The 26,932-nt window shown below is 36.3% G+C and carries 26 protein-coding genes and 1 pseudogene; 18 read left to right on the forward strand and 9 right to left on the reverse strand.

The genetic code is table 11. From position 1 onward, the window contains the following. Window positions 1-120 precede the first annotated feature (120 nt). The 7 genes from U860_RS0119420 to U860_RS0119450 all read left to right on the forward strand — a co-directional run bounded on the left by U860_RS0119420 (window position 121) and on the right by U860_RS0119450 (window position 6,704). Window positions 121-1,581: an alanine/glycine:cation symporter family protein gene (locus tag U860_RS0119420; RefSeq protein ID WP_025149802.1), complete on the forward strand. Its 1,461-nt coding sequence runs from the start codon at window positions 121-123 to the stop codon at window positions 1,579-1,581. Next, window positions 1,526-2,446 carry an amino acid ABC transporter ATP-binding protein gene (locus U860_RS31790; RefSeq protein WP_033795459.1) on the forward strand — a complete coding sequence of 307 codons (921 nt, stop codon included), beginning with the start codon at window positions 1,526-1,528 and terminating at the stop codon, window positions 2,444-2,446. The genes U860_RS0119420 and U860_RS31790 overlap by 56 nt, the downstream gene beginning before the upstream one ends. 12 nt (window positions 2,447-2,458) lie before the next feature. Then, the gene (gene glnH, locus U860_RS0119430; protein WP_025149804.1) at window positions 2,459-3,289 is read left to right on the forward strand and encodes a glutamine ABC transporter substrate-binding protein GlnH; all 831 of its coding nucleotides are present in this window, start codon (window positions 2,459-2,461) and stop codon (window positions 3,287-3,289) included. Between the two features lie 131 nt (window positions 3,290-3,420). Next, complete coding sequence (locus U860_RS0119435; RefSeq protein WP_025149805.1) at window positions 3,421-4,077, forward strand: amino acid ABC transporter permease; 657 nt, start codon at window positions 3,421-3,423, stop codon at window positions 4,075-4,077. After that, window positions 4,078-4,722 (forward strand): amino acid ABC transporter permease, encoded by a 645-nt coding sequence (locus U860_RS0119440; protein ID WP_025149806.1) that lies wholly within the window; start codon window positions 4,078-4,080, stop codon window positions 4,720-4,722. It begins immediately after the preceding gene. Between the two features lie 202 nt (window positions 4,723-4,924). After that, window positions 4,925-6,349: an amino acid permease gene (locus U860_RS0119445; RefSeq protein WP_025149807.1), complete on the forward strand. Its 1,425-nt coding sequence runs from the start codon at window positions 4,925-4,927 to the stop codon at window positions 6,347-6,349. Further along, window positions 6,327-6,704, forward strand: a complete 378-nt coding sequence (locus U860_RS0119450) for an OsmC family protein (RefSeq protein ID WP_025149808.1) — start codon at window positions 6,327-6,329, stop codon at window positions 6,702-6,704. Before U860_RS0119445 ends, U860_RS0119450 begins: the two co-directional genes overlap by 23 nt. A gap of 217 nt (window positions 6,705-6,921) precedes the next feature. Here the strand turns inward: U860_RS0119450 and U860_RS0119455 are convergent, their stop codons facing one another. After that, window positions 6,922-7,896: a YafY family protein gene (locus U860_RS0119455; protein WP_205206345.1), complete on the reverse strand. Its 975-nt coding sequence runs from the start codon at window positions 7,894-7,896 to the stop codon at window positions 6,922-6,924. Between the two features lie 75 nt (window positions 7,897-7,971). On the opposite strand from U860_RS0119455, the gene U860_RS0119460 reads away from it, so the two are divergent. Then, entirely contained in the window at window positions 7,972-8,496 is a 525-nt protein-coding gene (locus U860_RS0119460; protein ID WP_025149810.1) for a dihydrofolate reductase family protein, read from the forward strand. 41 nt (window positions 8,497-8,537) lie between these two features. Here the strand turns inward: U860_RS0119460 and U860_RS31795 are convergent, their stop codons facing one another. Then, window positions 8,538-9,908: an ATP-binding protein gene (locus U860_RS31795; protein WP_033795460.1), complete on the reverse strand. Its 1,371-nt coding sequence runs from the start codon at window positions 9,906-9,908 to the stop codon at window positions 8,538-8,540. Window positions 9,909-9,919: 11 nt separating this feature from the next. Further along, entirely contained in the window at window positions 9,920-10,597 is a 678-nt protein-coding gene (locus U860_RS0119470; RefSeq protein WP_025149811.1) for a response regulator transcription factor, read from the reverse strand. Window positions 10,598-10,771: 174 nt separating this feature from the next. On the opposite strand from U860_RS0119470, the gene U860_RS0119475 reads away from it, so the two are divergent. The 4 genes and pseudogenes from U860_RS0119475 to U860_RS31805 all read left to right on the forward strand — a co-directional run bounded on the left by U860_RS0119475 (window position 10,772) and on the right by U860_RS31805 (window position 13,296). Then, window positions 10,772-12,019 carry a hypothetical protein gene (locus tag U860_RS0119475; protein ID WP_025149812.1) on the forward strand — a complete coding sequence of 416 codons (1,248 nt, stop codon included), beginning with the start codon at window positions 10,772-10,774 and terminating at the stop codon, window positions 12,017-12,019. 147 nt (window positions 12,020-12,166) lie between these two features. Continuing rightward, window positions 12,167-12,472: pseudogene (locus tag U860_RS31800) on the forward strand (sodium-independent anion transporter); the annotation flags it as partial. A gap of 65 nt (window positions 12,473-12,537) precedes the next feature. Then, window positions 12,538-12,960, forward strand: a complete 423-nt coding sequence (locus U860_RS0119485) for a universal stress protein (RefSeq protein ID WP_025149813.1) — start codon at window positions 12,538-12,540, stop codon at window positions 12,958-12,960. A 219-nt stretch (window positions 12,961-13,179) separates the two neighbouring features. Beyond that, window positions 13,180-13,296 (forward strand): DUF4027 family protein, encoded by a 117-nt coding sequence (locus U860_RS31805; RefSeq protein ID WP_033795461.1) that lies wholly within the window; start codon window positions 13,180-13,182, stop codon window positions 13,294-13,296. A gap of 103 nt (window positions 13,297-13,399) precedes the next feature. On the opposite strand, the gene opp4A is transcribed toward U860_RS31805, so the two are convergent. The 6 genes from opp4A to glpT all read right to left on the reverse strand — a co-directional run bounded on the left by opp4A (window position 13,400) and on the right by glpT (window position 20,658). Beyond that, window positions 13,400-15,181 carry an oligopeptide ABC transporter substrate-binding protein gene (gene opp4A / locus U860_RS0119495; protein WP_025149814.1) on the reverse strand — a complete coding sequence of 594 codons (1,782 nt, stop codon included), beginning with the start codon at window positions 15,179-15,181 and terminating at the stop codon, window positions 13,400-13,402. A 14-nt stretch (window positions 15,182-15,195) separates the two neighbouring features. Beyond that, window positions 15,196-16,101: an ABC transporter permease gene (locus U860_RS0119500; protein WP_025149815.1), complete on the reverse strand. Its 906-nt coding sequence runs from the start codon at window positions 16,099-16,101 to the stop codon at window positions 15,196-15,198. 18 nt (window positions 16,102-16,119) lie between these two features. Then, window positions 16,120-17,088 carry an oligopeptide ABC transporter permease gene (gene opp4B, locus U860_RS0119505; RefSeq protein WP_025149816.1) on the reverse strand — a complete coding sequence of 323 codons (969 nt, stop codon included), beginning with the start codon at window positions 17,086-17,088 and terminating at the stop codon, window positions 16,120-16,122. Window positions 17,089-17,102: 14 nt separating this feature from the next. Further along, window positions 17,103-18,029, reverse strand: a complete 927-nt coding sequence (locus U860_RS0119510) for an ATP-binding cassette domain-containing protein (RefSeq protein WP_025149817.1) — start codon at window positions 18,027-18,029, stop codon at window positions 17,103-17,105. Beyond that, window positions 18,016-19,035, reverse strand: coding sequence for an ABC transporter ATP-binding protein (locus U860_RS0119515; RefSeq protein ID WP_025149818.1), 1,020 nt, complete (start codon window positions 19,033-19,035; stop codon window positions 18,016-18,018). Before U860_RS0119515 ends, U860_RS0119510 begins: the two co-directional genes overlap by 14 nt. A gap of 273 nt (window positions 19,036-19,308) precedes the next feature. Beyond that, window positions 19,309-20,658: a glycerol-3-phosphate transporter gene (glpT, locus tag U860_RS0119520; RefSeq protein WP_025149819.1), complete on the reverse strand. Its 1,350-nt coding sequence runs from the start codon at window positions 20,656-20,658 to the stop codon at window positions 19,309-19,311. A 267-nt stretch (window positions 20,659-20,925) separates the two neighbouring features. On the opposite strand from glpT, the gene U860_RS0119525 reads away from it, so the two are divergent. The 6 genes from U860_RS0119525 (at window position 20,926) to rbsA (ending at window position 26,931) form a co-directional block, all read left to right on the forward strand. Further along, the gene (locus tag U860_RS0119525) at window positions 20,926-21,384 is read left to right on the forward strand and encodes a MarR family transcriptional regulator (RefSeq protein WP_025149820.1); all 459 of its coding nucleotides are present in this window, start codon (window positions 20,926-20,928) and stop codon (window positions 21,382-21,384) included. A gap of 19 nt (window positions 21,385-21,403) precedes the next feature. Further along, the gene (locus tag U860_RS0119530; RefSeq protein ID WP_025149821.1) at window positions 21,404-23,017 is read left to right on the forward strand and encodes an MDR family MFS transporter; all 1,614 of its coding nucleotides are present in this window, start codon (window positions 21,404-21,406) and stop codon (window positions 23,015-23,017) included. Window positions 23,018-23,154: 137 nt separating this feature from the next. Continuing rightward, window positions 23,155-24,126 carry a ribose operon transcriptional repressor RbsR gene (gene rbsR, locus U860_RS0119535; RefSeq protein WP_025149822.1) on the forward strand — a complete coding sequence of 324 codons (972 nt, stop codon included), beginning with the start codon at window positions 23,155-23,157 and terminating at the stop codon, window positions 24,124-24,126. 13 nt (window positions 24,127-24,139) lie between these two features. Beyond that, on the forward strand, window positions 24,140-25,036 hold the full coding sequence (rbsK, locus tag U860_RS0119540) for a ribokinase (RefSeq protein ID WP_025149823.1): 897 nt from the start codon (window positions 24,140-24,142) through the stop codon (window positions 25,034-25,036). Further along, window positions 25,033-25,428 carry a D-ribose pyranase gene (gene rbsD, locus U860_RS0119545; protein WP_025149824.1) on the forward strand — a complete coding sequence of 132 codons (396 nt, stop codon included), beginning with the start codon at window positions 25,033-25,035 and terminating at the stop codon, window positions 25,426-25,428. Before rbsK ends, rbsD begins: the two co-directional genes overlap by 4 nt. Before the next feature lie 18 nt (window positions 25,429-25,446). Next, on the forward strand, window positions 25,447-26,931 hold the full coding sequence (gene rbsA / locus U860_RS0119550; protein WP_025149825.1) for a ribose ABC transporter ATP-binding protein RbsA: 1,485 nt from the start codon (window positions 25,447-25,449) through the stop codon (window positions 26,929-26,931). The last annotated feature ends 1 nt before the right edge of the window (window position 26,932 follow it).

Below are 26,932 nucleotides of genomic sequence, written 5' to 3' on the forward strand. Positions count from 1 at the left end.
TACTTTGTTTTTTTATACAAAAATATGTTTGTTTTATTAAAATAATATTGTCATAGATTCGGTATACATTATATAATTTTTATATATTCTGAAAATTCTTTATAAAGAGGAGGGGGAATATTGGAAGCTATCGTAAGTTGGATAAATAATATTGTTTGGAGTCCCGCACTTGTCTATTTATGTTTAGGAGCAGGTCTATATTTTTCCATTCGAACGAGGTTTTTACAAGTAAGACATGTAGGAGAAATGGTGAAGCTTACATTTCAAGGGGAAAAATCGGATGCGGGTGTTTCTTCGTTCCAAGCGTTAGCACTTTCATTATCAGGGCGCGTTGGAACAGGAAATATTGCGGGTGTTGCAACGGCTGTTGCATTTGGTGGTCCAGGAGCTGTCTTTTGGATGTGGGCGGTAGCTTTTCTAGGAGCAGGTTCTGCTTATGTAGAATCGACACTTGCACAAATATATAAGACGAAGCATCAAGGACAATTCCGCGGTGGTCCGGCTTATTACATTGAAAAAGGACTAGGGGTTAAATGGTACGCATTAGTGTTCGTCGCAGCAACGATTCTTGCGACGGGGATGCTGTTACCGGGTGTTCAGGCGAATAGTATTGCTGTAAGTTTGGAAACAGCTTTTGGCATTAATACTTCAGTATCCGGAGCGGTGTTAGTAGTGGCATTAGCACTTATTATTTTTGGTGGAGTTAAGCGAATTGCTAACGTAGCGCAGGTTGTAGTGCCGTTTATGGCGCTTGGTTATATTTTAGTAGCTTGTGTAATTGTAGCTATGAATATTGAAAAATTACCAGACGCTTTCATGTTAATTTTAAAAAGTGCATTTGCATTAGAAGCAGCTTTTGGTGGAATCATTGGTTTAGCAATTTCTTGGGGTGTAAAACGTGGTATTTATTCAAATGAAGCAGGGCAAGGAACTGGGGCCCATGCGGCGGCAGCTGCTGAAGTATCACATCCAGCTAAACAAGGGTTAGTACAAGCATTTTCCGTTTACATTGATACATTATTTGTTTGTTCAGCAACAGCATTTATGATGATTATTACAGGCATGTATAACGTATTTGATGCAAGCGGAAAAAACTTTATCGTCAATAAATTAAATGGTGCACAGCCAGGTCCTGGTTATACACAGGCAGCAGTAGAGTCTGTTTTCCCTGGATTTGGAAACGGTTTCGTGGCAATCTCTTTATTATTCTTCGCATTTACAACAATCATGGCTTATTACTACATTGCAGAAACGAATATAGCTTACTTAAACCGTGATAAAGACCGCCCTTGGATGTCGATCGTACTAAAGTTTGTATTCTTAGGAGTTGTATTCTACGGTTGTGTAAAAACAGCCGCAACAGCATGGGCTTTAGGTGATATCGGTGTAGGAATTATGGCATGGGTTAATATTATTGCGATTCTATTATTACAAAAACCAGCATTGATCGCATTAAAGGATTATGAAAAGCAGAAAAAAGAAGGAAAAGATCCAGTATTCGATCCGCAGCCTTTAGGAATTAAAAATGCAGATTTCTGGGAGCATGAATACGGGAAAGATAAAAAAGAAGAAGTATCTTAATAGAATAGGAATGAAGGAGCAAAGGGAAAGACCTTTGCTCTTTTTTATGTGCAAAATGAGGCTGAAAGTTATTTTTTTGCCTATTTTTGAATATAAAAAGAATGTACATGCTTTGTTAGGGGAAGGGGGGAGTTTATTGATTGAGTTTCGTAATGTAAATAAATATTATGGTAACTTTCAAGTTTTGAAAAATATTAATGTGCAAGTGCAAAAGGGTGAAGTGGTAGTAGTTATTGGACCTTCAGGGTCAGGAAAAAGTACGTTACTTCGGTGCATAAATCAATTGGAGTCAATTACTGATGGAGAATTGATTGTACAAAATACGGAAGTACACAATGCGAAAACAAATATGAATGAATTGCGCCGAAATATTGGGATGGTCTTTCAACACTTTTATTTATACCCACATAAAACAGTACTGCAAAATATTACACTAGCGCCAATTAAAGTAAATAAAGTATCAAAAGAGGAAGCGGAGAAAACAGCGATGTTTTATTTAGAAAAGGTAGGAATCCCGGAGAAGGCCGGCGTATATCCACATCAACTATCTGGAGGACAACAGCAAAGGGTAGCAATTGCAAGAGGGCTTGCGATGCAGCCGAAAATTATGTTGTTTGATGAGCCAACGTCTGCTCTTGATCCAGAGATGATCGGAGAAGTACTTGATGTTATGAAAGCGCTGGCTAAAGAAGGGATGACGATGGTGGTTGTTACACATGAGATGGGATTTGCACGTGAGGTAGCAGATAGGATTTTATTTATGGATGAAGGTCAAATTATTGAAGATACAACACCAGCACAATTTTTTGCAAATCCTGAACAAGAAAGAGCTCGTTTGTTTTTAAGTCGGGTGTTAAATCATTAAAGGAGGAATTTCATGCTTAAAATGAAAAAGTTATTTACTTTAATTGTATTTTCATGCTTATTCGTACTCGTTGTCGCTGGATGTGGAAGTAAAAAAGACGAGGCGAAAGAAACAAATACGAAGCAAGGCGGAGTTGTTGAGCAAATTAAGAAGCGCGGGAAATTAGTAGTTGGGGTGAAAAATGATACGAATTTATTTGGATTGAAAAATCCTTCAACCGGGAAGGTAGAAGGATTTGATATTGATGTAGCAAAGGCGCTTGCGAAAAAGATTCTTGGAGATGAAAATAAATTAGAGCTGAAAGAAGTAACTTCTAAAACACGTATTCCTATGCTGAAAAATGGTGATATTGACGTGATTATCGCAACAATGACGGTTACGGAAGAACGTAAAAAAGAAGTTGATTTTTCAGATGTATATTTTAAAGCGGGGCAATCGTTACTTGTGAAAAAAGGAAGCAATATTAAAAGTATTGATGATGTGAAAAAAGATGTAAAAGTATTGGCTGTGAAAGGCTCAACGTCTACAAATAACATTCGTCAAAAGGCACCGGAAGCGACTGTATTGGAGTTTGAAAATTATAGTGAGGCATTTACAGCGTTAAAAGCAGGCAAAGGAGATGTTTTAACGACAGATAATGCGATATTGTACGGAATGGCAAAGCAAGATGCAAATTATGAAGTTGTTGGGAAAATCTTTACGGATGAACCGTACGGAATTGCAGTTCAAAAAGGTGCGGATGATTTAACGAAAGAGATTAATAGTTTACTAAAAGATATGAAGGCTAATGGGGAATACGATAAATTGTATGAAAAATGGATCGGTCAAAAACAAGAAAAATAAAGTGAAACTGTAATCAGTGGGGGAGGGGTTTACTCCTACTAATTATTAGCCTACACCAATCGGGATAAATAGTAAGAATGAGAGGATGAGGGATGCTCATCCTCTTCTTATAAAGAAAGAGGTGATTGTACTTGCCTGATTTTTCTATTTTGACAAACAACATTGATATGTATTTAGAAGGATTTAAATATACGGTAATGTCTAGTGTAATTGCGCTAATAGGGAGTTTTATTTTAGGGGTTATTATGGCGGTGATGCGTATTGCACCTATCCGTATTTTGAATTGGATCGGATCTGCCTATGTAGAATTTGTTAGAAATATTCCACTCGTATTAATTGCATTCATTTTCTATTTTGCTTTGCCTGTAATAGGAATTACTTTCAATGGTTTTGTAGCAGGGACAGTTGCGCTTACAGTTTATACAGCTGCTTTTATTGCGGAAGTAATTCGTGCGGGTATTTTATCAGTCGCGAAAGGACAAATGGAAGCGGCGCGCTCTTCAGGGCTAACATACGTACAAGCGATGTATTATATTGTTTTACCTCAAGCGATGAAAATCGTAATCCCTCCTTTAGGAAATCAATTTCTCAATTTAGTGAAGAACTCTTCTATACTCGGAATTATTGCTGGGGCGGATTTAATGTATCAAGGAGATTTAATTTCAACGAAGACGTTCGTTACGTTTGATGTATATATATTTGTCGGGATGTTTTATTTAGTATTAACAATTCCGCTAAGTATGCTAGTGCGTTATTTGGAAAGACGCTTGGCAAAGGAGGCGGTGTAAATGGATTTTCAAGGTGCTATTACGGGAGATCATATACTCTTTTTATTAAAAGGATTGCTTATAACGCTAGAAGTCGCTCTTGTAGCGATTGTACTTAGTTTTATTATCGGTAGTGTAATCGGAACTTTGCGCTATACAAAAATACCTGTCGTCTCACAAATACTAGGCTTTATCGTTGAAGTCATTCGAAATTTACCCCTTCTTCTAATTATATTTTTTACGTATTTTGCACTTCCAGAGGCAGGTTTGAAATTAGAAATTATAACAGCCGCAATTGTTGCTTTAACGATATTTGAAGCGGCGATGATATCTGAAATTGTTCGAAGTGGTCTATTATCTATTGAAAAAGGACAAATTGAAGCGGCGCGCTCGTCAGGATTAACATATGTCCAAACGGTTTGGAACATTATTTTACCGCAAGCGTTGAGAAGAATGGTACCGCCGCTTGTCAGCCAATTTATTTCATTATTAAAGGATACGTCACTAGCAGTTGTTATATCATTGCCGGAGCTTATGCATAATGCTCAAATTATTAGCGGACAGAACGTAAATTATATGATTCCAACATTTATATTAGCAGCTTGTATGTATTTCATCGTAAATTACAGTTTATCAATTTTATCGAGAAGATTAGAACTTCGTTAACTCTTACAATAATACGTAAGAGTTTTTCCTTATAAATCCTTAATTACCTTAAAATAGAATCTGAATCTCTTAATAATTAAATTTTTATAATATTTTATCAGAAAAGTTTTAATTTTATATAGAAATTGTAACCGCTTTCGTGTATATTTTTATTATCAGAAAATTTTAAAAAGAGATAGAGGGTTTATAGGGGAGGATTACAATGCAGCAAACAACGAATGATAAATTACATCGTACGATGAAGAGTAGACATTTATTTATGATAGCACTAGGTGGTGTAATCGGGACAGGGTTTTTCCTAGGTTCAGGATACACTATTAATCAAGCTGGACCAGGGGGAGCAATTCTTTCTTATTTAGTGGGCGGATTTATTATGTATTTAACAATGCTTTGTCTTGGAGAGCTAACGGTAGCGATGCCAGTTTCAGGTTCTTTCCAAAAGTATGCGACGAAGTTTATCGGACCTGGAACTGGATTTATGATCGGCTGGCTATACTGGCTTGGATGGGCAGTAACAGTAGGATTAGAATTAACGTCGATCGGTTTAATGATGAAAAGATGGTTTCCAAATGTTGATGTTTGGGTATGGTGTCTCGTATTCGGGGTTATTTTATATGCTTCAAACGCTATCTCAGCGAAAAGTTATGCTGAATTAGAGTTTTGGTTCTCTAGTATTAAGGTAGTTACAATTATTGCATTTGTTGTTCTTGGTGGTAGTGCATTACTAGGATTTTTACCATACGACGGAAAAGAAGCAGCGCCTCTTTTCTCTAACTTTGTAAGTGATGGCGGACTATTCCCAAATGGACTAGCTGCAGTACTTCTTACGATGATTACAGTTAACTTTTCATTCCAAGGAACAGAGTTAATCGGGATTGCAGCAGGAGAGAGTCAGGAGCCTGAAAAAACAATTCCACGCGCAATTCGTAATACAGTATGGCGCATTATGTTATTCTTCATTTTAACAATGACAATTTTAGTAGGATTAATTTCTTGGAAAGAAGCAGGAGTAATTGAAAGTCCATTCGTAGTTGTATTTGATAAAATTGGTATTCCATATGCAGCGGATATTATGAACTTCGTTATTATTACTGCTTTATTATCTGTAGCGAACTCAGGATTATATGCAGCAACACGTATACTATGGTCACTTGCAAATGAAGGAATGGCACCAACTTCCTTTAAAAAGGTAAATAAACGAGGTATTCCAATTACAGCGCTAGTCGTAACAATTGCTGTTGCTGCTCTTTCTTTATTAACAAGCTTCCTTGCAGAAGATACAGTATATATGTACTTATTATCTATAGCTGGTTTATCCGCTGTTTCAAGTTGGATCATTATTGCTTTATCACAACTTCGCTTTAGAAGTCAGTATATAAAAGGCGGAGGAAAGTTAGAGGACTTAAAGTATAGAACACCACTATATCCAATTGTCCCAATTTTAGCTTTAATTACAAATAGTATCGTTGTTATTAGTTTAGCGTTTATTCCTGAGCAACGAATGGCGTTATATTGTGGTATTCCATTTATCATTTTCTGTTACATATATTATTATATGAGTAAGAAACGGCAGAAACCGATGAAAGTGGAGATGGAAGCGAAGTATGAAAATAAAAATCAAGCATGATAATATTCGAGCAGATTTATCGTATGACAAATTAGCAATCGGAAAAGAAGATGGGTATTCACCGTTAGAATTACTCGTTTCTTCTATTGCGGGATGCAGTGCAATTGTTTTTCGAACGATTTTAGAAAAGAAACGTATTACATACGATACGTTTACAATTGAAACTGAAATTGGGAGAAGTGAAGCTTTATCAAAACCAGTTGAAAGTGTTCATTTGCACTATAAAATTAAAGCGAAAAACATTACAGAGGAGCAATTAGACAAGGCACTGCAACTTGCAGTGAAGAATTGTACGATTGTTCAATCTGTAAAAGATAGTATAAAGGTTACAGAAACAATTGAATTAATAAAGTGAAACTTTAATCAGTGGGTGTTTATCCCCACTGATTATTAGTTGAACCAATCGGGCTTTTACGGGCAGTTGTTCTCCTATCTAACTCCTTTGCTTTACAGTAGAATTTTGCGATAAGAGTCTTACTGCCCGTTAATGCGGGATAAAGTAAGATGTAAAAACGTGAGAATAGGGCGCTCACGTTTTTATGTTTTTGAAAGAGGAATTCTCTTACGTCTTTTTAGTCTCCATACATATTTAAAACTTCTTTCGCACGTATGCGTAAACCATCTATTAATTCTTTCGGTTCTAAAACTTTTGCATCTTTTCCAAGCCGATAAAATAAAGGGGTAATAAAATTAATTTCTCCTTTATCAATTGTTGAATTTATATACCCTGTCCCATCTTCGTTTACTTCAACGAACTCTTCAAGGTAAGGAACGCTTTTACATTGGCGCACGCCTTCTGTCGTTAATAAAACATGTAACTGAGTAGGAATGATTATTACGTTAGAGTTAGAGGCAAACCATTCTTCTAAATTCATGAATGTATCTTCGTTTTCTTCCATTGATAATATGGAAAGAATACGATCGACACGATACAGTAATACTTTTTTTCTACTAAAGTCATAGGATGGCAAATACCATAAACCATCGTGAGCATATACACCGATAGGATGAACATGTTTTGTTTTTATTCCAGATTTAGATTCGTATTGAAAATGTAAATTTTTATTTTCAATAGCTGCTGTTAACACTTCTTTTAAAAGTGGTGTATCAATTGTCCTCTTCGGATTCCAAAAAGCGATATAAGAACGTATTTTATCAACTTTAGCTTTCGCATCATTTTGTAGAGAGCCATATAGTTTATGTGTAACGGAATTGATTTCCGTATTAAAAGGCAAGTTACGATAGTAGCTTAAAGATTGAAAAGCAAAAAAGATGGAGACAGCTTCTTCTTCAGTGAATAAAATAGGTGGAATTACTCTATTCGTTAATACTTTATATCCTCCATTGCGACCTTGTTCAGCGTAAATGGGTAACCCCATATCATTCAAATCTAAAATGTATCTATGAACGGTACGAATAGATATATTGAACTCATCAGCTATTTCTTGAGCTGTAAATTTCCTTTTTGCAGAAGCGAATATAAGAATGTCTAATAAACGTTTTGCTTTTGACAAGGATATCACCTTTTTCTTTTTAAAACATGACATTAATTGTCATGTTTTATTGTTAGTATATTGCTTACATCATAATCTTATCAATATGAGACGCGAGGAGGAAAAAATATGTCACGTGAAGTTGTTTTATTTATTGCAGCTAGTTTGGATGGATTTATCGCGAAAGAAGATGATGATTTACAGTGGTTAATGGAAACTGAAGGAGAGGGCGATAACGGTTATACAGAAATGTATGAATCGATTGATACAATAATCATGGGGAAGAGAACGTATGATTATGTGATAGAGCATACGGAAACATTCCCATACCTGGATAAAAAATGTTATGTTTTTTCTAATTCAAAAAAAGGTTCAAACGAACATGTAGAGTTTGTAAATGAAGATGTAGTGGAGTTTACAAAAAGTTTAAAAGAGGAGGAGGGATCTAAAATATGGATGGTCGGTGGAGGGAGTCTACTGAGAGAATTTTTTAAGAGTAATTTAATTGATGAATATATTGTTACGATTACACCTCATATATTAGGTTCTGGTATTCCGTTATTTAAAGAAAAGAATCCGCAAATTGATTTAACTTTAACGGATACAAAGCGTTTTGGACAGTTTGTAAACTTATATTATAAAAGAAAAGCCTAAATGATAATAGAACACGACTATGAATGTATAGTCGTGTTTTATTATAAGGATGGTAATGAAATCACAAAGCAAGATCCATGACCAACTTCACTTGTTACGGTAATATTCCCGCCGTGTAGTTCTACAATTTCTTTCACAATGGATAGTCCTAAGCCAGTTCCTCCTGTTGCACGTGATCTTGCTTTGTCAACGCGATAAAAGCGATCGAAGATGTGAGGGAGGTCTTCTTGCGGAATACCTTCGCCTTCGTCTTGAATGAGAAATATAATATGTGTTTGCTCCTTGGTAATAGAGATTTTTATTTGAGAATGCTCTTTCGAATGCCTATAAGCATTATTTAAGATGTTCATCATCACTTGTTCAAATCGTTGTTCATCAAGGTTTGCTGAGAGTGAAGAAGGACATGTGAAAGAAACTGCAATATGTTTTTTCTCATACATAGCGTTTACTTTTTCTGTTATACGAGTAAGAAAAGAATGTAAATACACTTCTTTTACTTCAATAGAAAAGCTATGCTTTTCCATTTGAGCAAGTACAAATAAATCTTGGACTAGGTTCGTAATGTAATCAGATTCGTCTTTTATAATGGATAAATATCGTAAACGTTGCTCAGGAGCTGTACTTTCTTTTAATGCAATGTCAGCATAACCTCTTACGTACGTTAAAGGTGTTCGTAATTCATGAGCAACACTTGCTAAAAATTCGCTACGTTCGGTTTTCATATAATGTAAATCATTTGCGAGAGTTTGAATGGATTCTGCAAGTTCACCAATTTCGTCATTTCGAGTAGTAGTTAAAGAAACGGATAAATCGCCCTTACTCATTTTTTCAGTGGCGTGTTTCATGTGTAACAATGGTTTTGTTAATAAGCGAGATAATAGAAAAATTGTGCCAGCTGTTAATAGGAAAGTCACGATACCAGCAATAATAAATTGATTTGTTAAGCCATTAATCATTTCTTCAATTGACGTTGTTCCGAGAAACATATAAACATAACCTTCTATTTTGCCATCTATTACAATGGGACTCACTGTACATATATAATTAGATGTTTTCCAATGATTTTCTATAATAGCCCCGTTATGATCTGTACTCGTATTCATCTCTGTAATATGTTTTTTTATAGTAGTATCTAATTCGTTCGACTTTGCTAGTACTTTCTTATTTGCATTTGTAATAACAACGGTTGTTTCAGCTTCGGATTCCATTAAAGCGACATGAGAGATTGTTTGCCTGTCAAAATACTTTTCAAGGACATCTCGGTGACTATTTCCGCGCTTTAATAAAGCGGTCATTTCTTCATTTACTCTATTGTTTACAAGGCTATAATAGAGCAAGACAAATAGAACACTTTCAATTAAAAGTGTAACAATTAGAAAATAAAATCCGAGTTGAATAGAAATTCGCTTCATTGTTTTGCTCCTTAATTTTCGCTATCAATCCATCGATAACCAACCCCGTATACAGTCTTTAAATGATGATCAATAGGGAAATTTACTTTTCGTAATTTATCACGCAAATTACGAATATGTGAATCAACTGTACGATCTTCTGTATTTGTATTGAATCCCCAAACTCGTTCAATAAGCTGATCACGGCTCAATACGTAATTCACATGATGTAAAAATAATCCGAGTAAAGAGAATTCGATTGGTGTGAGAAGAAGTTCTTCATTATGTACAGACACGAAATGCTTTGCCTCATCCCATAAAATGCCGTGATATTTGATTTGCCCGTGTTGATTCGTGCGCCGTAAAACAGCTTCAATTCTCGCGAAAAGCTCCTCTTCATGGAAAGGCTTCGTCACGTAATCATCTGCTCCAAGTTTTAATCCTTGAATGACATCTACCGTTTGATCACGAGCAGTTACCATAATGATTGGAACGTTACTAAATGAGCGAATTCTTTTGCAAGTTTCCCACCCATCCATCTTTGGCATCATAATATCGAGTAAAATAAATTTGAAGTTCCGATTTTCTATATGTGAAATAGCCTCTTCTCCAGATACTGCACATATGCAGTTATATCCGATTGGAGTAAGATAAAGCGTTAATAATTCAAGCATTCTCGGTTCATCGTCTACGAGTAGTATATCGACCATAGAGTACCTCCGCATTTGTAGTTATTACTTAAATTGTAAGTCAAAATCATGAAGAAATGGTGCAGATTATAATGCATCTGCATAATTTCTTCAGAATTGCTTGTTATCGTAAAGATGAAATTCCATTTTAGGTAATAATATTGGCTCGAAAACGATTAATACGGGGGCGATATAGTGAAAAAAAAGACCCGAATCCTTGGGATAACAATAATTACGGCAGCCGGTCTTGCGGCATGTGGGCAAACAAACACAGATCATAAAAATCATGAATCTACAAAAGAGAAGAAAACAGAGCAAAAGGAAATGAAAATGAATCAAGAGGTGACTGCGCCGAAAGAAATGAATAAAGGAGCATCGAATGATTTATTAACGACAAGTTTAAAAAATGTAACGAGATTAAATACAAATGATCCTCTACAAATGGCAGTGTTAACTTCGCAAACAATATGGCCAGCAACTCATAAAGAGAATCAGCCGGGTGCTGTTATTTTAGTGCCAATGAACGAGTGGCAATTAGGTATTGCAAGTGCGGATCTTATTCATCATCCGAATAACGGGCCGATTTTATTTATAGAAAAAGAAGCGGTGCCTGAAATGACGTTAAAAGAAATAAAACGATTAAATCCACTTGGAACAAAAGATGGAACGCAAATTATGGTGATGGGGGATGTAGGGGCAACTACGCTGGAGCAATTAAAAGAATATAAAGTAAAACAAATAAAAGAAACAGATCCAGCTAGATTTGCTAAAGATGTTGATAAAGAATATGCCGATATAACAGGAGATTATCCAAATAGCGTTATTATCGGTTCGTCTGAAGAAGAGGGGCGCTTATATACAACACCAGCTGTAAATTGGATTTCTCATATGCCAGAACCTCTTCTATATGTAGAAAAAGAAACGGTGCCAGAAGCGACAATCGAGGCGTTAAAAATGAGAAAAGATAAAGCGAATATATATGTGTTAGGACCAGAAAAAATCATTTCGAAAGAAGTAGAAAAAGAGTTAAGTAAATACGGAAAAGTAACACGTATTAGTGGGGAGACTCCAACAGAAAATTCTGTTGCGTTTGCGAAATTTAAAGATGAAAAAACGAAATTTGGCTGGGGATTTACAAAACCAGGTCACGGTTTGTCATTTGTTTCAAGCAAAACACCAGACTTAGCAATTGCGGGAGCACCGTTTTCACATATGGGTAAACATGCTCCGGTATTGTTTTTAGAAGAAGGTAAGGCTTCACAACCTGTATATGATTTTCTTGCTACTATTCAGCCGAAGTTCAAGGATGATCCAACACTTGGTCCGTATAACCATGGTTTCCTGTTAGGAAACATTAGTGATATTTCATTTGAAACGCAAGGTATATTGGATGAGAGGTTAGAGATTGTTCAAGAAAATGGTGAGGGATACGGTGGACATTAAATAGGAAAAGACGCTGCGGAGGTAGCGTCTTTTTTTAGGGAACTTTTACATAGCAAAAAATCTTCTACTCGTTATATAATAGCCTTCGTGCAGTCGGCTCTGATTTTCTTATGGAGAAAATCAAAGAATTAAAGAGTAGAGGAGTACATGGCAAAGATTCACGTGAAACATTTGTATATTGAAAATAAGAAAATATACGAAATTCACGGCTAACTATTCTTCGCATCTGCGAAAAATTTTATAAATACATTTCCATACAATGAAGAAGCGAAAGAAATTGAGATGAACTTTACTCATGCGCACGTATGGGATGATTCAGCAGTAGCATCAATTGATAAAGTTATAATGAAGTATGAACAAAGTGGTGTGAAAGTAAGGATCACAGGTTTAAATGAACGTAGCTCGAAGATTGTTTCAAATTTAGCTACTTATAATAAGAGAATTGCTAGTTAGAAGCCTCCTTTTTAGGAGGCTTTATTATATAATACGAGTAGGATAACGAAAAGGGGATTCAGCATATGTACAAACAAATTATATTAGCATGTGACGGTTCTGAGCATGCACTTCGGGCAGCCGAGCATGCAACATATATTGCGAAATTTAACGAAGAAACAAATGTTGAAGTTGTGTACGTAGTAGATAATAGAACGGCAAAATCAGATATTATACAGGGACAAACAGATTTAGAGACAATTTCAGCAAGTCGAAAAGATAAATTAAAAGAGATTGAGACGTTATTAAAGAAAGAGAAAATTGCCTACAAAATTACGATTCTACACGGTGATCCTGGAGATACGATCGTTCAATATGTAAATACAGGAGATATTGACCTTGTTGTTGTAGGAAGTAGAGGGTTAAATACACTGCAAGAGATGGTGCTTGGTAGTGTAAGTCATAAAATAGCAAAGCGTGTGAAATGCCCGGTGATGATTATAAAATAAATTGAGTGAGATATTCTGTAGTGTAAGTAGGACCTTGATATAATTCAAGGTTTTTTTTGATGTATAAAAGAGGGAAGCGTGGACATACTAGATATATAAGTTTAGAGGGAAATTGTTAACTTACAAATTTGTAAGTTAGTTGTCAGCGAAATCGATGTTATGAAATTTTTCCCACTGGTAAAATTAGAGTATCAAAGGGGAATAGGGAGGATGAAAGAAGTGAAATCATTTCAAAATTTATCATATAGTCAAGGGGTAAGTCTTATTTGTTTAGGAGGATTTGCGGGATCTGTTATGTTAGCTGTTTTAGTAAAGATGTTTCAACAAATGTTTTAATCGTATGAATAGAAGGGAATTGATTAATATAAACAGCAAGAGAAGGACGGTAAATAAAAAATAGCTCTTAGCATGTAAGTAAATGCTAAGAGCTATTTTATGCTTATTTTTCTACTTCTGGTTTTTCACTTGTTACAGTAACGTCTTTCCATTGTGAAGTTATTTGGTTCACTTGAGTGTTGACATTATAATTTTTTACTCGCTTATTAACACCTGTTAAATCGAATGTGTAATGAATTGGAATCATCGGTGCTTCGTCATGAATTAATTTTTGCCATTTATCGTATACTTCTTTACGATATTTTTCGTCAGTAGCTTTTTCTGATAATCCTGCGTCTAATAACTTCGTATTTTCATCATTTACCCAGCGCTGATAGTTAAATCCAGCATTTTTGCCCCATAGGCCAGAAAGGTCAGGATCAGAACCAGTGTTCCAAGCACCAGAGAAAATATCAACCTTCGGATCATCTTTTTTAATCATGTCACGCATAGCATTAAATTCGTGTAAGCGTCCGTCAACAAGTTCTACTTTTAAACCGATATCTTTCCAAGATTGAATATAGAATTTTGCAAGTGGTTCACTTGTTTCACTACCGTTACTAGCTAGGAAGTTAATTTTAAATTCATTACCTTTTGGGTCCTCACGGAATCCATCACCGTTTTTATCTTTATATCCAGCTTCATCTAATAATTTTTTCGCTTTATCTACATCTAAGTTATATGCACCAACATCGTTATTATGATACTTTGGCATAGATGGTGGAATTGGAGAGTTAGCTGGAACGCGAAGTCCGTGATATACTTTCTCTGCTAATTTTTCTCTATCAATTGCATGTGCCATCGCTTGACGTAAACGAACGTCTTTGAACTTATCGTTATCCATTACAGCTTCGTTCTTTGCTTTGTCCATATGTCCGAATTTAAATCCGATATAAGTATAAGCAAGGTCAGTTTTACCAATTAGTTGTGTATTTTTTAATTTACTTACGTTCGGATATTGATCAGCAGTAATTGATGCAATATCAATATCACCTTTTTTCAGAGATGCACTAACAATAGATGGATTTACAACTTTTAATGTTACATTTTTTAGTTTAGGTTTGCCACCCCAGTAATCATCGAAGCGTTCATATTCAACTGATTCACCAGGAACGATTTTTTTCACTTTAAATGGGCCGAATCCAATTGGATTTTGACGGATTTTATCAGATTCTGCTAGTTTTTCAATTGGTACATCGCCTAAATATTTTTTAGGTGTAGGGTATGTCCAAATACCAGTTTTCAGTGAAGGGTTTACTTCTTTATAAGTAATTGAAATTGTTTTTGGATCGACTACTTTAATACCAGAGATTTTGTCAGCTTTTCCAGCGTGATATTCTTCCATACCTTCAATCATTTGCATTTGTGTATCGTAACGAATACCTGTGTATTTACTATTACCAATAATTAAGTAAGAATATTCTAAATCTTCAGCTGTTACAGAGTTACCATCGTGCCATTTTACATTATCTTTAATCTTAATTGTAATTGTTTTTTTATCTTCAGAAATTGTATACGTTGCAGCACCGTCATTTGTAATTTCCCAGTTTTTGTCTGTAGCTAATAATTGTTCATCAAAGAAATCCATAATTTCTGAATCTGGAGCAACTTCATACAATACTCTACTTAAAACACCAGCGAAAGGTGAATTTGAAACGAGTCCATATGTTAATGATCCATCTTTAATTTCTTTACCATCATTTTTTACAGCAGAACTAAATTTATTTGTTTCTACTTTTTTCGTATTTGCTTTTTTGCTACCGCTATCGGCACCCCCACATGCAGATAGTAATAATGTTGAAGCAGCAAGAGTACTTAATACTTTGTACAGTTTTGGTTTGTTCATAACTTCTCCACCCCTTATCCTTTTCTCTGTCTCGCATCAGCCGCACGCTTTAACGCTTGACCAATAAAATTTATACACAGCATCAACACTAAAATCATGATTGATGCGGGTAACCAAATCCACCATTTTTCTTGCAATACATCTGGGTTTGTTGCGTAACTTACAAGTGTACCAAGACTTGGTGTGCTTTCTGGTAGACCGAAGCCTAAGTAAGTTAAACTAGATTCAATCCCGATGTTACCAGCAAGATTTAATGTAATATTTACGATAATAATAGAACTTAAATTAGGTAATATTTGCTGGAAAATAATTTTCCAGTTTGGTGTTCCTAACGTTTTTGATGCCGATACGTAATCAAGTTCTTTCTCAGTTAACACTTTAGAACGTATAAGTCTTGCTTTTCCGACCCATAAGAAAGCGGTCATTATGAGAATAAATGTCGTAATATTGAAAGTTGGAACGAGTGAGATAAACACGATAACAATCATTAAGAATGGTAAAATCATCATGAAGTCAATAAAACGCATAATGAGGTTATCTACAACTCCTCCAAAATAGCCAGCAATTAGTCCCATCGTAAGACCGATAAGGGTTGCTAAAAGAGTGATGGCTAAACCAACTGTAAAGGAGTTACGTGTACCAATAATTAATTGTCCGAAAATATCCCGGCCTCCATAATCAGTTCCTAACCAATGTTCAGCAGAAGGAGGGTCGTAAATAGCAAACAGATCGACTCGGACGATATCTTCTTGCTTCATAATAAATGAAGTTGCATAAACGGCTATTAATATTAAAGCTAAAAAGAATAGGGAAAACATTGCTAGTTTATCTTTACGAAATTCTCGCCACATAATGGAGAAACCAGAAGGGCTCTTTTCGTAATGAATGACTTCAGTTTGTTTTTCAGGATTTGCTAACATAACGTTTATTCACCTCCATTAATCAATACGAATACGTGGATCAACGATGCTTAGAATAATATCGGAAAGAAGAGTTCCGAGTAGCGTTGCGAATCCAGTAAATAATACAAGAGCAGTTACGACACTGAAATCACGTTGAGTGATAGATTGGAAAAATAGTTGTCCAATTCCAGGGTAGCCGAAAATATTTTCTAGAATAATAGAGCCCCCAACTAAACCTGTAATTTCATAGCCTAGGAATGCTGCGATTGGTAAAAATGAATTTCGTAAAATATGTCTTGAATATACTTTAGATTCTGGTACACCTTTTGCTTTTACCGTACGTACAAAATCTTTATGTTTCGTATCAATAATTTCACTTCGTAAATATTGTACAGTTCCTACTGTTCCAATTAATGCCCCAGATAAAGCTGGTAAAATCATATGATTGAATTTACTTACATAGTAATCAAATGATCCGGCTGCAACTTGTGGATCAACGCTACCACTCGTAGGGAAAATTGGATATAAAAAGCCGAATAAGAATAACATTACTAATCCGAAAATAAAGAGTGGTGTACCGAATCCTAAAAAGTTATAGAGTGTAATGATTCGATCAGCCCAAGTGTCATTCCAACGTCCACTTATAACACCAAGTGGAATAGCAATTAAGTAAGTAAGAATTAAAATAAGCAGTGCTAATAATACTGTATTGCCAAGACGTTCTCCGATAATATCGGTTACTTTTATTTTATGTGCGTAAGAAATACCGAAATCTCCTTGCACGGCATTGGAAATCCAGTGTACATATTGAGTAGGAAGAGGGTCATTTAAACCTAATTTCTCACGTTGTTCTTCAATTATTTTTGGATCTGCTTTCGGGTTTGCTAGTTCAGCGCCACTTAATGCATCACCTGGCATTGCTTTAGCAAGTGTAAAGACGAGTACACTTAATATGAATAATTGCGGTATCATAACTAAAACCCGGCGTAATATAAATTTCCACATGTTTTATCACTCCCTTATGGTAATGCCACCCGGTGCGTTGGCGAGATTGGTTTTAAATCGTAAGCACGACCGTTTTCATTGAAATAATTTTCATATGATTTCTCGTATTCAGCGCTTACTTCACGACGTAATTTACGTTGTTGTTCTCGGTTTTCTGGACGAATATCAGGAATTGCTGATATTAGGCGTTTCGTATAGATGTGCTGCGGATTTTTATAAATCTCGGAGCTGGTTGCCTCTTCAACAAGTCGTCCACGATACATAACACCGATACGGTCGCACATATGGCGGATTACACCTAAATCGTGACTAATGAATAAGTATGTTAGTCCGAGTTCAGCTTGTAAATCTTGCAAGAAGTTTAATACTTGTGCCTGTACAGATACGTCAAGTGCAGATACTGGCTCATCTGCAATAATAAGCTTCGGTTTTAGTGTAAGTGCGCGTGCAATACCAATCCGCTGTCTTTGTCCACCGGAGAATTCATGTGGATATTTATAAATAGACTCTGGATTTAACCCAACTTTATCAAGATAATCTTGAACAGCTCTACGCTCTTCATCAGGTGAGAGCTTCTCAAAATTCCGAAGTGGTTCTGCAATAATATCCATAACGCGTTTCTTTGGATTTAAGGATGAATATGGATCTTGGAAAATCATCTGAATATCTTTTCGTTGTTCTCTTAGTTCAGAGCGACTTAACTTTGTTAAATCTCTATTATTAAAATGAATGCTACCGCCTGTCGCTTTCGTTAAGTGCATAATTGCTTTTCCAGTTGTTGATTTGCCACTCCCAGATTCCCCAACGATTCCATACGTTTCACCAGGTTGTAATTCAAAGCTGACACCATCAACGGCCCGTACGTAGTCTAATGTGCGACCGAAAATACCACCTTTAATTGGAAAGTGTACTTTTAAATCTTCTACTTTAAGCAGTGCCATGAGTTACGTCATCTCCTTTCTTATGTTGGAAGTTGAAGTGCTTATAGCAAGTACAACGTACCCAATGGTCTGGTTTTACTTCATGTAAAACTGGGTTTTCTTCATGTTGGTCTGGTCTAACCCACGGGACTCTGGCTTGGAAGCGACAACCTGTGCGAGGCATCTTCGCTAATGAAGGAACAACCCCTTGAATAACATGTAATTTTTCCTTTTCAGCATATGCAGATGGAATAGAATTTAATAAAGAGCGTGTATATGGATGAAGAGGGTTATTAAATATCTCTTCTACAGTTCCTGTTTCTACAATTTGTCCTGCATACATAACGATAATGCGATCAGCTGTTTCAGCAACAACACTTAAATCATGTGTAATTAAAATGATGCCCATCTTCGTTTGTTCTTGAATGGATCGTAATAAATCTAAAATTTGTGCTTGAATTGTTACATCTAGAGCGGTTGTCGGCTCATCTGCAATGATGAGTCCTGGCTTACAAGCAATTGCAATTGCGATAACAATTCTTTGTCTCATTCCGCCAGATAATTCGTGTGGGTATTGCTTATATGTAAGTTCTGGTTTTGGAATACCAACTTGATGGAGTAGTTCTAAGGTGCGTTCTTTCTTTTCTGCTTTCGAAAAGTTTGTGTGGTAGTCTAAGTTTTCTTCGATTTGTTTTCCAACTGTCATAAGAGGGTCGAGTGCTGTAAGAGGTTCTTGGAAAATCATTCCGATATTTGAACCACGTACTTTATTTATTTCAGCAGTTGACATGCTAAGTAAATCTTTATCTCTATAATAAATTTGCCCTTGTAATTTTGTATTTGCTTCATTATGCAAGCGCATAATGGAAAGGGCAAGTGCACTTTTTCCGCATCCTGACTCACCAACGATCGCGACAATTTCATTTTCATGGACAGTTAAGGACACATCATCAACTGCTGCATGATATTGATCTTGTATGCGAAAGGAAGTCTGTAAGTTTTCAATACGAAGAAGTGGATTCTTCATGGCTATCCCTCCATCTTTCTGAAAAGACTAAATATTTTGTATGTTGTTGTTATTTTAATATAAATTGACATTGTTTGACAAGAGTAAATATTCGAAAATCTTTTTATATAGAGATGAAGTGCAGTGATATAAAGAAAAAAACCTTTTGAAAGCGCTAACAATATCGATGTGGATTTATGAATTATTTGTAATAAAAAAGTAGTATATGTAGAAAAAAGAGAGGCGTCCTGGAAAGAACTGTCTCTCTTTTTTTTGTAAGTATAATAATAGTACTTAAGCTTGTTTTTGCTTTGCAGATCCTGTATTTAAAGTAAGAGCAAGGAAGAACATTGCAAGCACACAAGAAGCAAGTAGCAAAATGAAGCCGCCATCCCATCCGAATGCATCTACAATAAAGCCCATAGCTGCACTAGCAAAAGTAGCTCCGCCTAGGTAACCGAAGAAGCCAGTTAAACCAGCGGCAGTTCCAGCAGCTTTCTTTGGTGCTAAGTCAAGAGCGTGTAGGCCAATTAGCATAACAGGTCCGTAAATTAAAAATCCAATGGAAACAAGTGCGATACTATCAATGATTGGGTGACCAGCAGGGTTTAGCCAGTAAACGAGAACGGCAATGAATACACCAACCATAAATAAAATACCAGCAGGTGCGCGGCGCCCTTTAAATAGTTTATCACTCATCCATCCGCAAAGAAGTGTACCTGGAATACCAGCCCATTCATATAGAGCATAAGCTGTACGTGAGCTACTATGAGTAAAGCTTTTTTCCTCTACTAAATAAGTAGGAGCCCAGTCTACAACACCGTAACGGACGAAATAAACAAAAACGTTAGCGATAGCGATGTACCATAAAAATTTATTGTTTAATACATATGTAAATAAAATTTCCTTTACCGAAAGTTCGCGTTCGCGATCTTTTACTTTTTCATCTGATGGATATTCCCCAGTATGTTCCTCAATAGAAGGTAATCCGCAAGATTGAGGTGTATCTCTCATCGTAATTAATACATAAATCCCAACTAAAATTGAAAGAATACCTGGGAAGTAAAATATACTTTTCCAGTCATTTGCAAAGAAATATAACCCTAATGTAACGAGAGAAGGCATAAGTGCGCCGCCGACATTATGAGCGACGTTCCAAATAGACATTTTTGTACCGCGTTCACTAATAGAGAACCAGTGAACCATTGTACGTCCACAAGGAGGCCACCCCATACCTTGTACCCATCCGTTTAAAAACTGAAGTACAAACATGAGCATAATACTCGTTGTAATGAAAGAAAATGAACCAAAAATAATATTAATGATACCTGATAAAAATAGCCCAGCTGCTAAGAAATAGCGAGGGTTACAACGATCGGATACGATACCCATAAGAAATTTACTTAATCCGTAAGAGATAGATACCGCTGAAAGGATAACACCGAGTTCTCCTTTACTAAAACCTTGCTCGATAAGATATGGCATTGCCAGTGAAAAATTCTTTCGAACAAAGTAGTAACCTGCATAACCGATAAAAATGCCTAAAAAGACTTGTAAACGCAACTTACGATATTCACTATCGATGCGATCAGCCGGTAGGCGTTCTGTATGCGGTGCAGGTTTAAATAATTGTGTTAAAAACATAACCTGAAAATCCCCCTTTATTATTGAAGCATTTATGACAGTGAGAATACAAAAAGGCCATGAAATATAAAAAAGTTTCCTCTTTTATGATTCATAGCCGTATACTCTGATTCTCCGTGACTGTCAATATTAACTTCGACAAAAATTATACAACTTTGTGACGAAATTGTAAACGTTTTTATGAATAAATGTGTTGACGGATTTTGTTTGCGGGATTAATATTTAAATACGTTAAATATTTTATTGTTTAAATAAGAGGTGGATAACATGCCAAATGATATGACTCATATTGATAAAATTCAAGCTCTTACATTTGCTATAGGAAAGAAAATGCAAACAGAGCTACTGGAACAAATGCAAGCATCAGGACTTACACCACCACAGTTTTATATCTTGAAGATTTTAGATCATTACGGAGCCTCAAGAGCGACACAATTAGCGGAGAAAATGTACGTAAAACCAAGCGCAATTACAGTAATGATTGATCGTTTAATTGATCATGGGTTAGTAGAGCGCTATCACGACAATAATGATCGCCGCGTTGTTGTCATTGAGCTAACGAAAAAGGGGAAAGCTACAGTAGAAGAGGCTATGGCGGCTCGTAATGAGCATATCGCAAAATATTTCTCACAATTAGAATTACAAGAACGAGAAGATTTGTTACGCCTCTTTGAAAAGCTAGAAACAATTATTTGCGGGTCACCAGAGAAAAAAGAGAAAAACTAAGAGGAATTGAGGAGATTACATGGAGCAACAAGAAAATCAAAATAGAAAGTTGTTGTTAATCGGTTTAGTAATCGCGATGCTATTTGCTGCGTTAGACGGAACAATCGTTGGTACAGCAATGCCACGTATTGTCGGTGAACTTGGCGGATTAAGCTTAATGACATGGCTAACAACGGCTTACATGTTAACATCAACGACAGTCGTACCAATTGCAGGTAAATTAGCGGACTTACTTGGGCGTCGTAACGTATATATAACAGGGCTAGTTATTTTCATGATTGGTTCAGCGTTATGTGGTATGGCAAATGGTATGACAGAATTAATTATTTTCCGTGGTATTCAAGGTCTTGGTGGCGGTATTATGATGCCAATGGCTATGATTATTATCGGAGATATGTTCACGGGAAAAGAACGTGCTAAATGGCAAGGTATTTTTGGAGCTCTATACGGTCTTGCTTCTGTAATTGGACCACAAGTTGGTGGTTGGATTGTAGACGCAGTGAACTGGAGATGGGTGTTCTACATTAACTTACCGGTTGGTATTTTAGCGACAATCTTTATCGCAATGGGACTAAAATCACATAAACAAACGGGACCAATTAAAATTGATATCGCTGGAATCTTTACGATGATTCTCGGTGTTGTAAGTTTATTACTTGCGTTAACGTTTGGCGGGAAAGATTATGCGTGGGATTCTTGGCAAATTATCGGGTTATTTGCATTAGCTCTAATTGGTATCGTTAGCTTTATTATCGTTGAAACAAAAGCAGCAGAACCAATCTTACCGATGCATTTCTTTAAAAATCGTACATTTACATTACTAAATGCGATTGGATTCTTTATGAGTATCGGAATGTTTGGCGCTATTATGTTCGTACCGTTCTTCATGCAAGGAATTGTAGGCGTTAGTGCTGCTGAATCAGGAACTATTATGACACCGATGATGATTACAATGATCGTTATGAGTATTATCGGTGGTCAACTTGTATTAAAAGTTGGTGTGAAACCACAAATTATTACAGGAATGCTTGTTATGGCTGGTGGATTCTGGTTATTAACAACGATGGATATGCACACAACTAAGCTTACCGCTACTTCTTATATGATGGTTATCGGTTTAGGAATGGGTCTTGTTATGCCAACACTAACATTGGCGTTACAAGAAAGCTTCCCGAAAAAAGATCTTGGTGTAGTAACATCATCAAGTCAGTTCTTCCGTCAAATCGGTGGAACATTCGGTATTACAATTTTAGGATCAATTATGAATAACACTTCAGGTACAACATTAACAAATAAATTAGTACCTGTATTAGATACGTTCCCTAAAGAAGCGGGACAAATGGTAACAAAATTTAAAGATATGATTCATACAGACCCACAAGGCTTATATTCGATGCTCTTTAATCCAGAAGCATTAAAACAAATGCCAGAAGCATTTTCTAATAGCATCGTACCAATTTTGAAAAGTTCTTTAGTAGACTCACTTCATACTGTATTCTTAACAGGATTAGTATTTATCGTAGTAGGTGCCATCTTCACGATTTTCTTACAGAAGATTAAACTGTCTGATCGTAAAAAAGGTGCTGAAGAGCCTGCTGTGGAAGAGAAAGAACGAACTGCATCATATTCGTAATGAAAAAGCATCGCCTTATGGCGGTGCTTTTTTGAGTATAACCTTAAAAGCTTTTTTATGAGAAATGATTGACGTATTTTTATAAATACGTTATATTATTTTCTGTAAACGGTTACATGAAATGAGGAGAAAAGAGAATGAGTACGATTAAAGACGTTGCAAAATTAGCAGGGGTATCTGTTGCGACCGTTTCCAGAGTGTTAAATAAAAATGGATATGTTCATGAGGATACATTGAAGAAAGTAGAGCGAGCAATTAAAATGCTAGATTATAAGCCTAGTACAGTAGCACGTTCTTTATATAATAAAAAATCTCGTTTAATTGGCCTAGTTGTTCCAAATATCGTGAATCCATTTTTTCCAGAAGTTGCACGTGCCGTAGAAGATGTAGCACATAAGCAAGGGTACACAGTTGTCCTTTGTAATTCTGATGAAAGTTTAGAAAAAGAGAAACAATATATCGATGTACTTAGACAAAATAATGTGGATGGGTTTATTGTGGCAACGAATCCACAAAATAGTGTTAATTACATGAATTTGTCTGTTCCAGTTGTTGCGATTGACCGTATGTTTAATGAGCGCATTCCTACTGTATATGCAGACAACTACGCAGGGAGTCAGGCTGCGACAAAGTTATTAATAGATAAAGGATGTAAACATATTGCACATATTCGCGGACCGCGCGATGTGAGTACAGCTAATGAACGTTTTGAAGGTTTTGTAGACGTTATTACGCAAAATAATCTTTCTTATATGATTGCAGAGAGTACATTCGATCCAGCTAATAGTGAACGGGTAGCGATGGAATTATTAGAAGAATGCCCGCATATTGATGGAATTGTTGCTGGGAATGATTTAATTGCAATTGGCATCGTAAAGGCTGCACTTCAAAAGGGGATTTCTATTCCAGACGATTTACAAATTATCGGATTCGATGGGATTTCTTTAACAGAAATGATGTATCCATCTATTACGACTGTTGCCCAACCAATTTATGAAATGGGGAAAATGGCAACAGAGTTGTTGTTAGAGCAGATGGAAGGGAATTTATTAGAAGAGAAACACTATCGTTTACCGATTGAAATTATAGAACGAAATACAACAAAGTAAGGAGACGAAACAAATGCCAAATATTGCAGTAGTAGGTAGTATCTCAATGGACTTAGTGGCTGTTTCAAAAATACGTCCGAAAGCAGGAGAAACAGTAATTGGTGAAGCGTTTCATACTATCCCAGGAGGAAAAGGGGCTAACCAAGCAGTTGCTGCAGCTAGATTAGGAGCAAATGTAGCAATGGTTGGCGCAGTAGGAAATGATGATTACGGAACAGTAGTTAGAAAAAACTTAGAGAACGAACGAGTTTTTATCGACTATGTGGTACCGGTTACAGATAGAACGACAGGAATCGCTCATATCGTTTTAGCAGAAGAGGATAACAGTATTGTGGTCGTACAAGGAGCAAATGCTCTTGTAGATGAGTCAATTGTAGATCGTTCAAAAGACCTTCTTGTCAAAGCTGATATGGTTGTTCTTCAACTAGAGATTCCACTTGAAACAGTAAAATATGTTCTGGCTATTTGTGAGGAGCATAAAATTCCAGTTTTGTTGAATCCGGCTCCAGCACAAGTTTTATCAGAAGATATTTTAGAAAAAGCAACTTATATTACGCCGAATGAACATGAATGTCGCATCGTATTAAATGATTTCACATCACCAATTGAAGAGTTACTTGCGAAATATCCAAATAAGTTATTGATGACTGAAGGGGCTAACGGTGTTCGATTCCATAACGGAACGGAAGTTGTTCAAGTTCCAAGTATTGCTGTAGATGTAGTAGATACGACTGGAGCTGGTGATACATTTAACGGTGCGTTAGCAGTTGCGCTTTCTGAAGGAGAAACACTTCAAAAGGCTATTCGTTTTGCAAATATTGCTGGTGGTCTTTCTGTAACGAAACTTGGGGCACAGGGCGGTATGCCAACGAGAGCTAGAGTACGTGAAGTGCAGGTGATTGTCGGATGAAAAAGCATGGTGTATTAAATAGTGAAATCGCGGCAGTCCTTGCTACACTTGGGCATACAGATACGATTGTAATTGCTGATTGTGGGTTACCTATTCCTGATGGAGTAAAACGAATTGATTTAGCAGTCGAAATTGGAAAGCCTAGCTTTTTAGACGTAGTACAAGTTGTTGCTGATGATATGGTAATTGAAAAAGTGACGTTAGCAGAAGAAGTCATTATGAATAATGCAGAGGTAAATAAAGAAGTTGAAATGCGATTAACAGAGCCAGCATTTGAATATGTGTCTCATAAGGAATTTAAAGAGCATACAAAGAGAGCGAAGGCGATTATTCGTACAGGAGAAGCAACGCCTTATGCGAATGTTATTTTACATGCAGGAGTGATTTTTTAATAAAGGGATGTGATGAGAATGCATATTGAAATGAAAAATATTTCAAAAGCGTTCAATGGTAATCCTGTTTTAAAAAACGCACAGTTTATGATTGAAACAGGAGAAGTCCATGCATTGATGGGGGAAAACGGAGCGGGGAAATCGACGCTCATGAAGATTTTAACAGGTGTATATAAAAAAGACAGTGGAACCGTCACGATTGATGGGAAAGAACGAACTTTTAAAAATGCAAAAGAAGCAGAAGAGTACGGTATTGCATTTATCCATCAAGAGTTGAACATATTACCGAACTTGACGGTAGCTGAAAATATGTTTCTTGGAAAAGAGTTAATGTATGGGAGAACAGGAATATTACGTACGCGTCAAATGAATGCGATTGCCCAGCAGCAATTAGCAAATCTTGGTCTACATGTGAGAGGCGCTATGCTAGCAGGTGAATTATCAGTTGGACAACAGCAAATTATTGAAATTGCTAAAGCATTAATGACAAATGCAAGCGTTATTATTATGGATGAACCTACAGCTGCATTAACAGATCGCGAAATTGAAACGCTGTTTACTGTTATTAATAAATTACGTAAAGAGGGCGTTTCATTCGTTTATATCTCACACCGGATGGAAGAAATTTTTTCAATATGTGATGCCATTACGATTTTGCGTGATGGAGAATATGTAGGGAAGAGATTAATTTCAGAAACGTCATTTGATGAAGTAGTTAGCATGATGGTAGGCCGCAGTATTGGTGAACGTTATCCAGAGCGAAATAGCCAAATTGGTGAAGTGATTTTTGAAATGCGTAACGGAACGAAAAAGGGGAAATTTGAAAATGTTTCGTTTCAAGTTAGAAAAGGTGAAATCCTTGGTGTTGCTGGCTTGATGGGAGCTGGCCGTACGGATATTATGAAAGCGATATTTGGATATGAACCGCTTGATTCAGGACAAATTTTTATGAATGGACAAGAAGTGAAAATTGATAGCCCAATAGATGCGATTAGGCAACGAATTGCTTTTATTACAGAGGATAGAAAATCCGAAGGGCTTGTGTTAGATTTTTCGATTCGTGAAAATTTAGCTTTACCAAATTTAGAGAGTCTTTCAAAGGGAAGCGTTGTTAATAAAGGTTTAGAACAGCAATTTACAGAGGATATGATGAAGCTTCTTAAGGTGAAAGCAGCAAACGGAGGGCAAGCTGTAAAATCTCTTTCTGGTGGAAATCAGCAAAAGATTGTAATTGCAAAATGGCTAGGTATTCATCCGCAGTTACTCATTTTAGATGAACCAACGAGAGGTGTAGATGTTGGGGCTAAAAAAGAAATTTACTCTATTATGAATAAGCTTACCGAGCAGGGAGATGCCGTTATTATGGTATCGTCTGAGCTTCCAGAAGTTTTAGGAATGAGTGATCGTGTTCTTGTCATTCATGAAGGAAAAATCGGTGGTATTTTAGAGAAAGATCAGGCATCACAAGAGTCTATTATGTCACTAGCTACAGGGGGAGAGTAAG

The sequence above is a fragment of the Bacillus sp. H1a genome (genome assembly GCF_000633475.1).
Taxonomy (GTDB): domain Bacteria; phylum Bacillota; class Bacilli; order Bacillales; family Bacillaceae_G; genus Bacillus_A; species Bacillus_A paramycoides.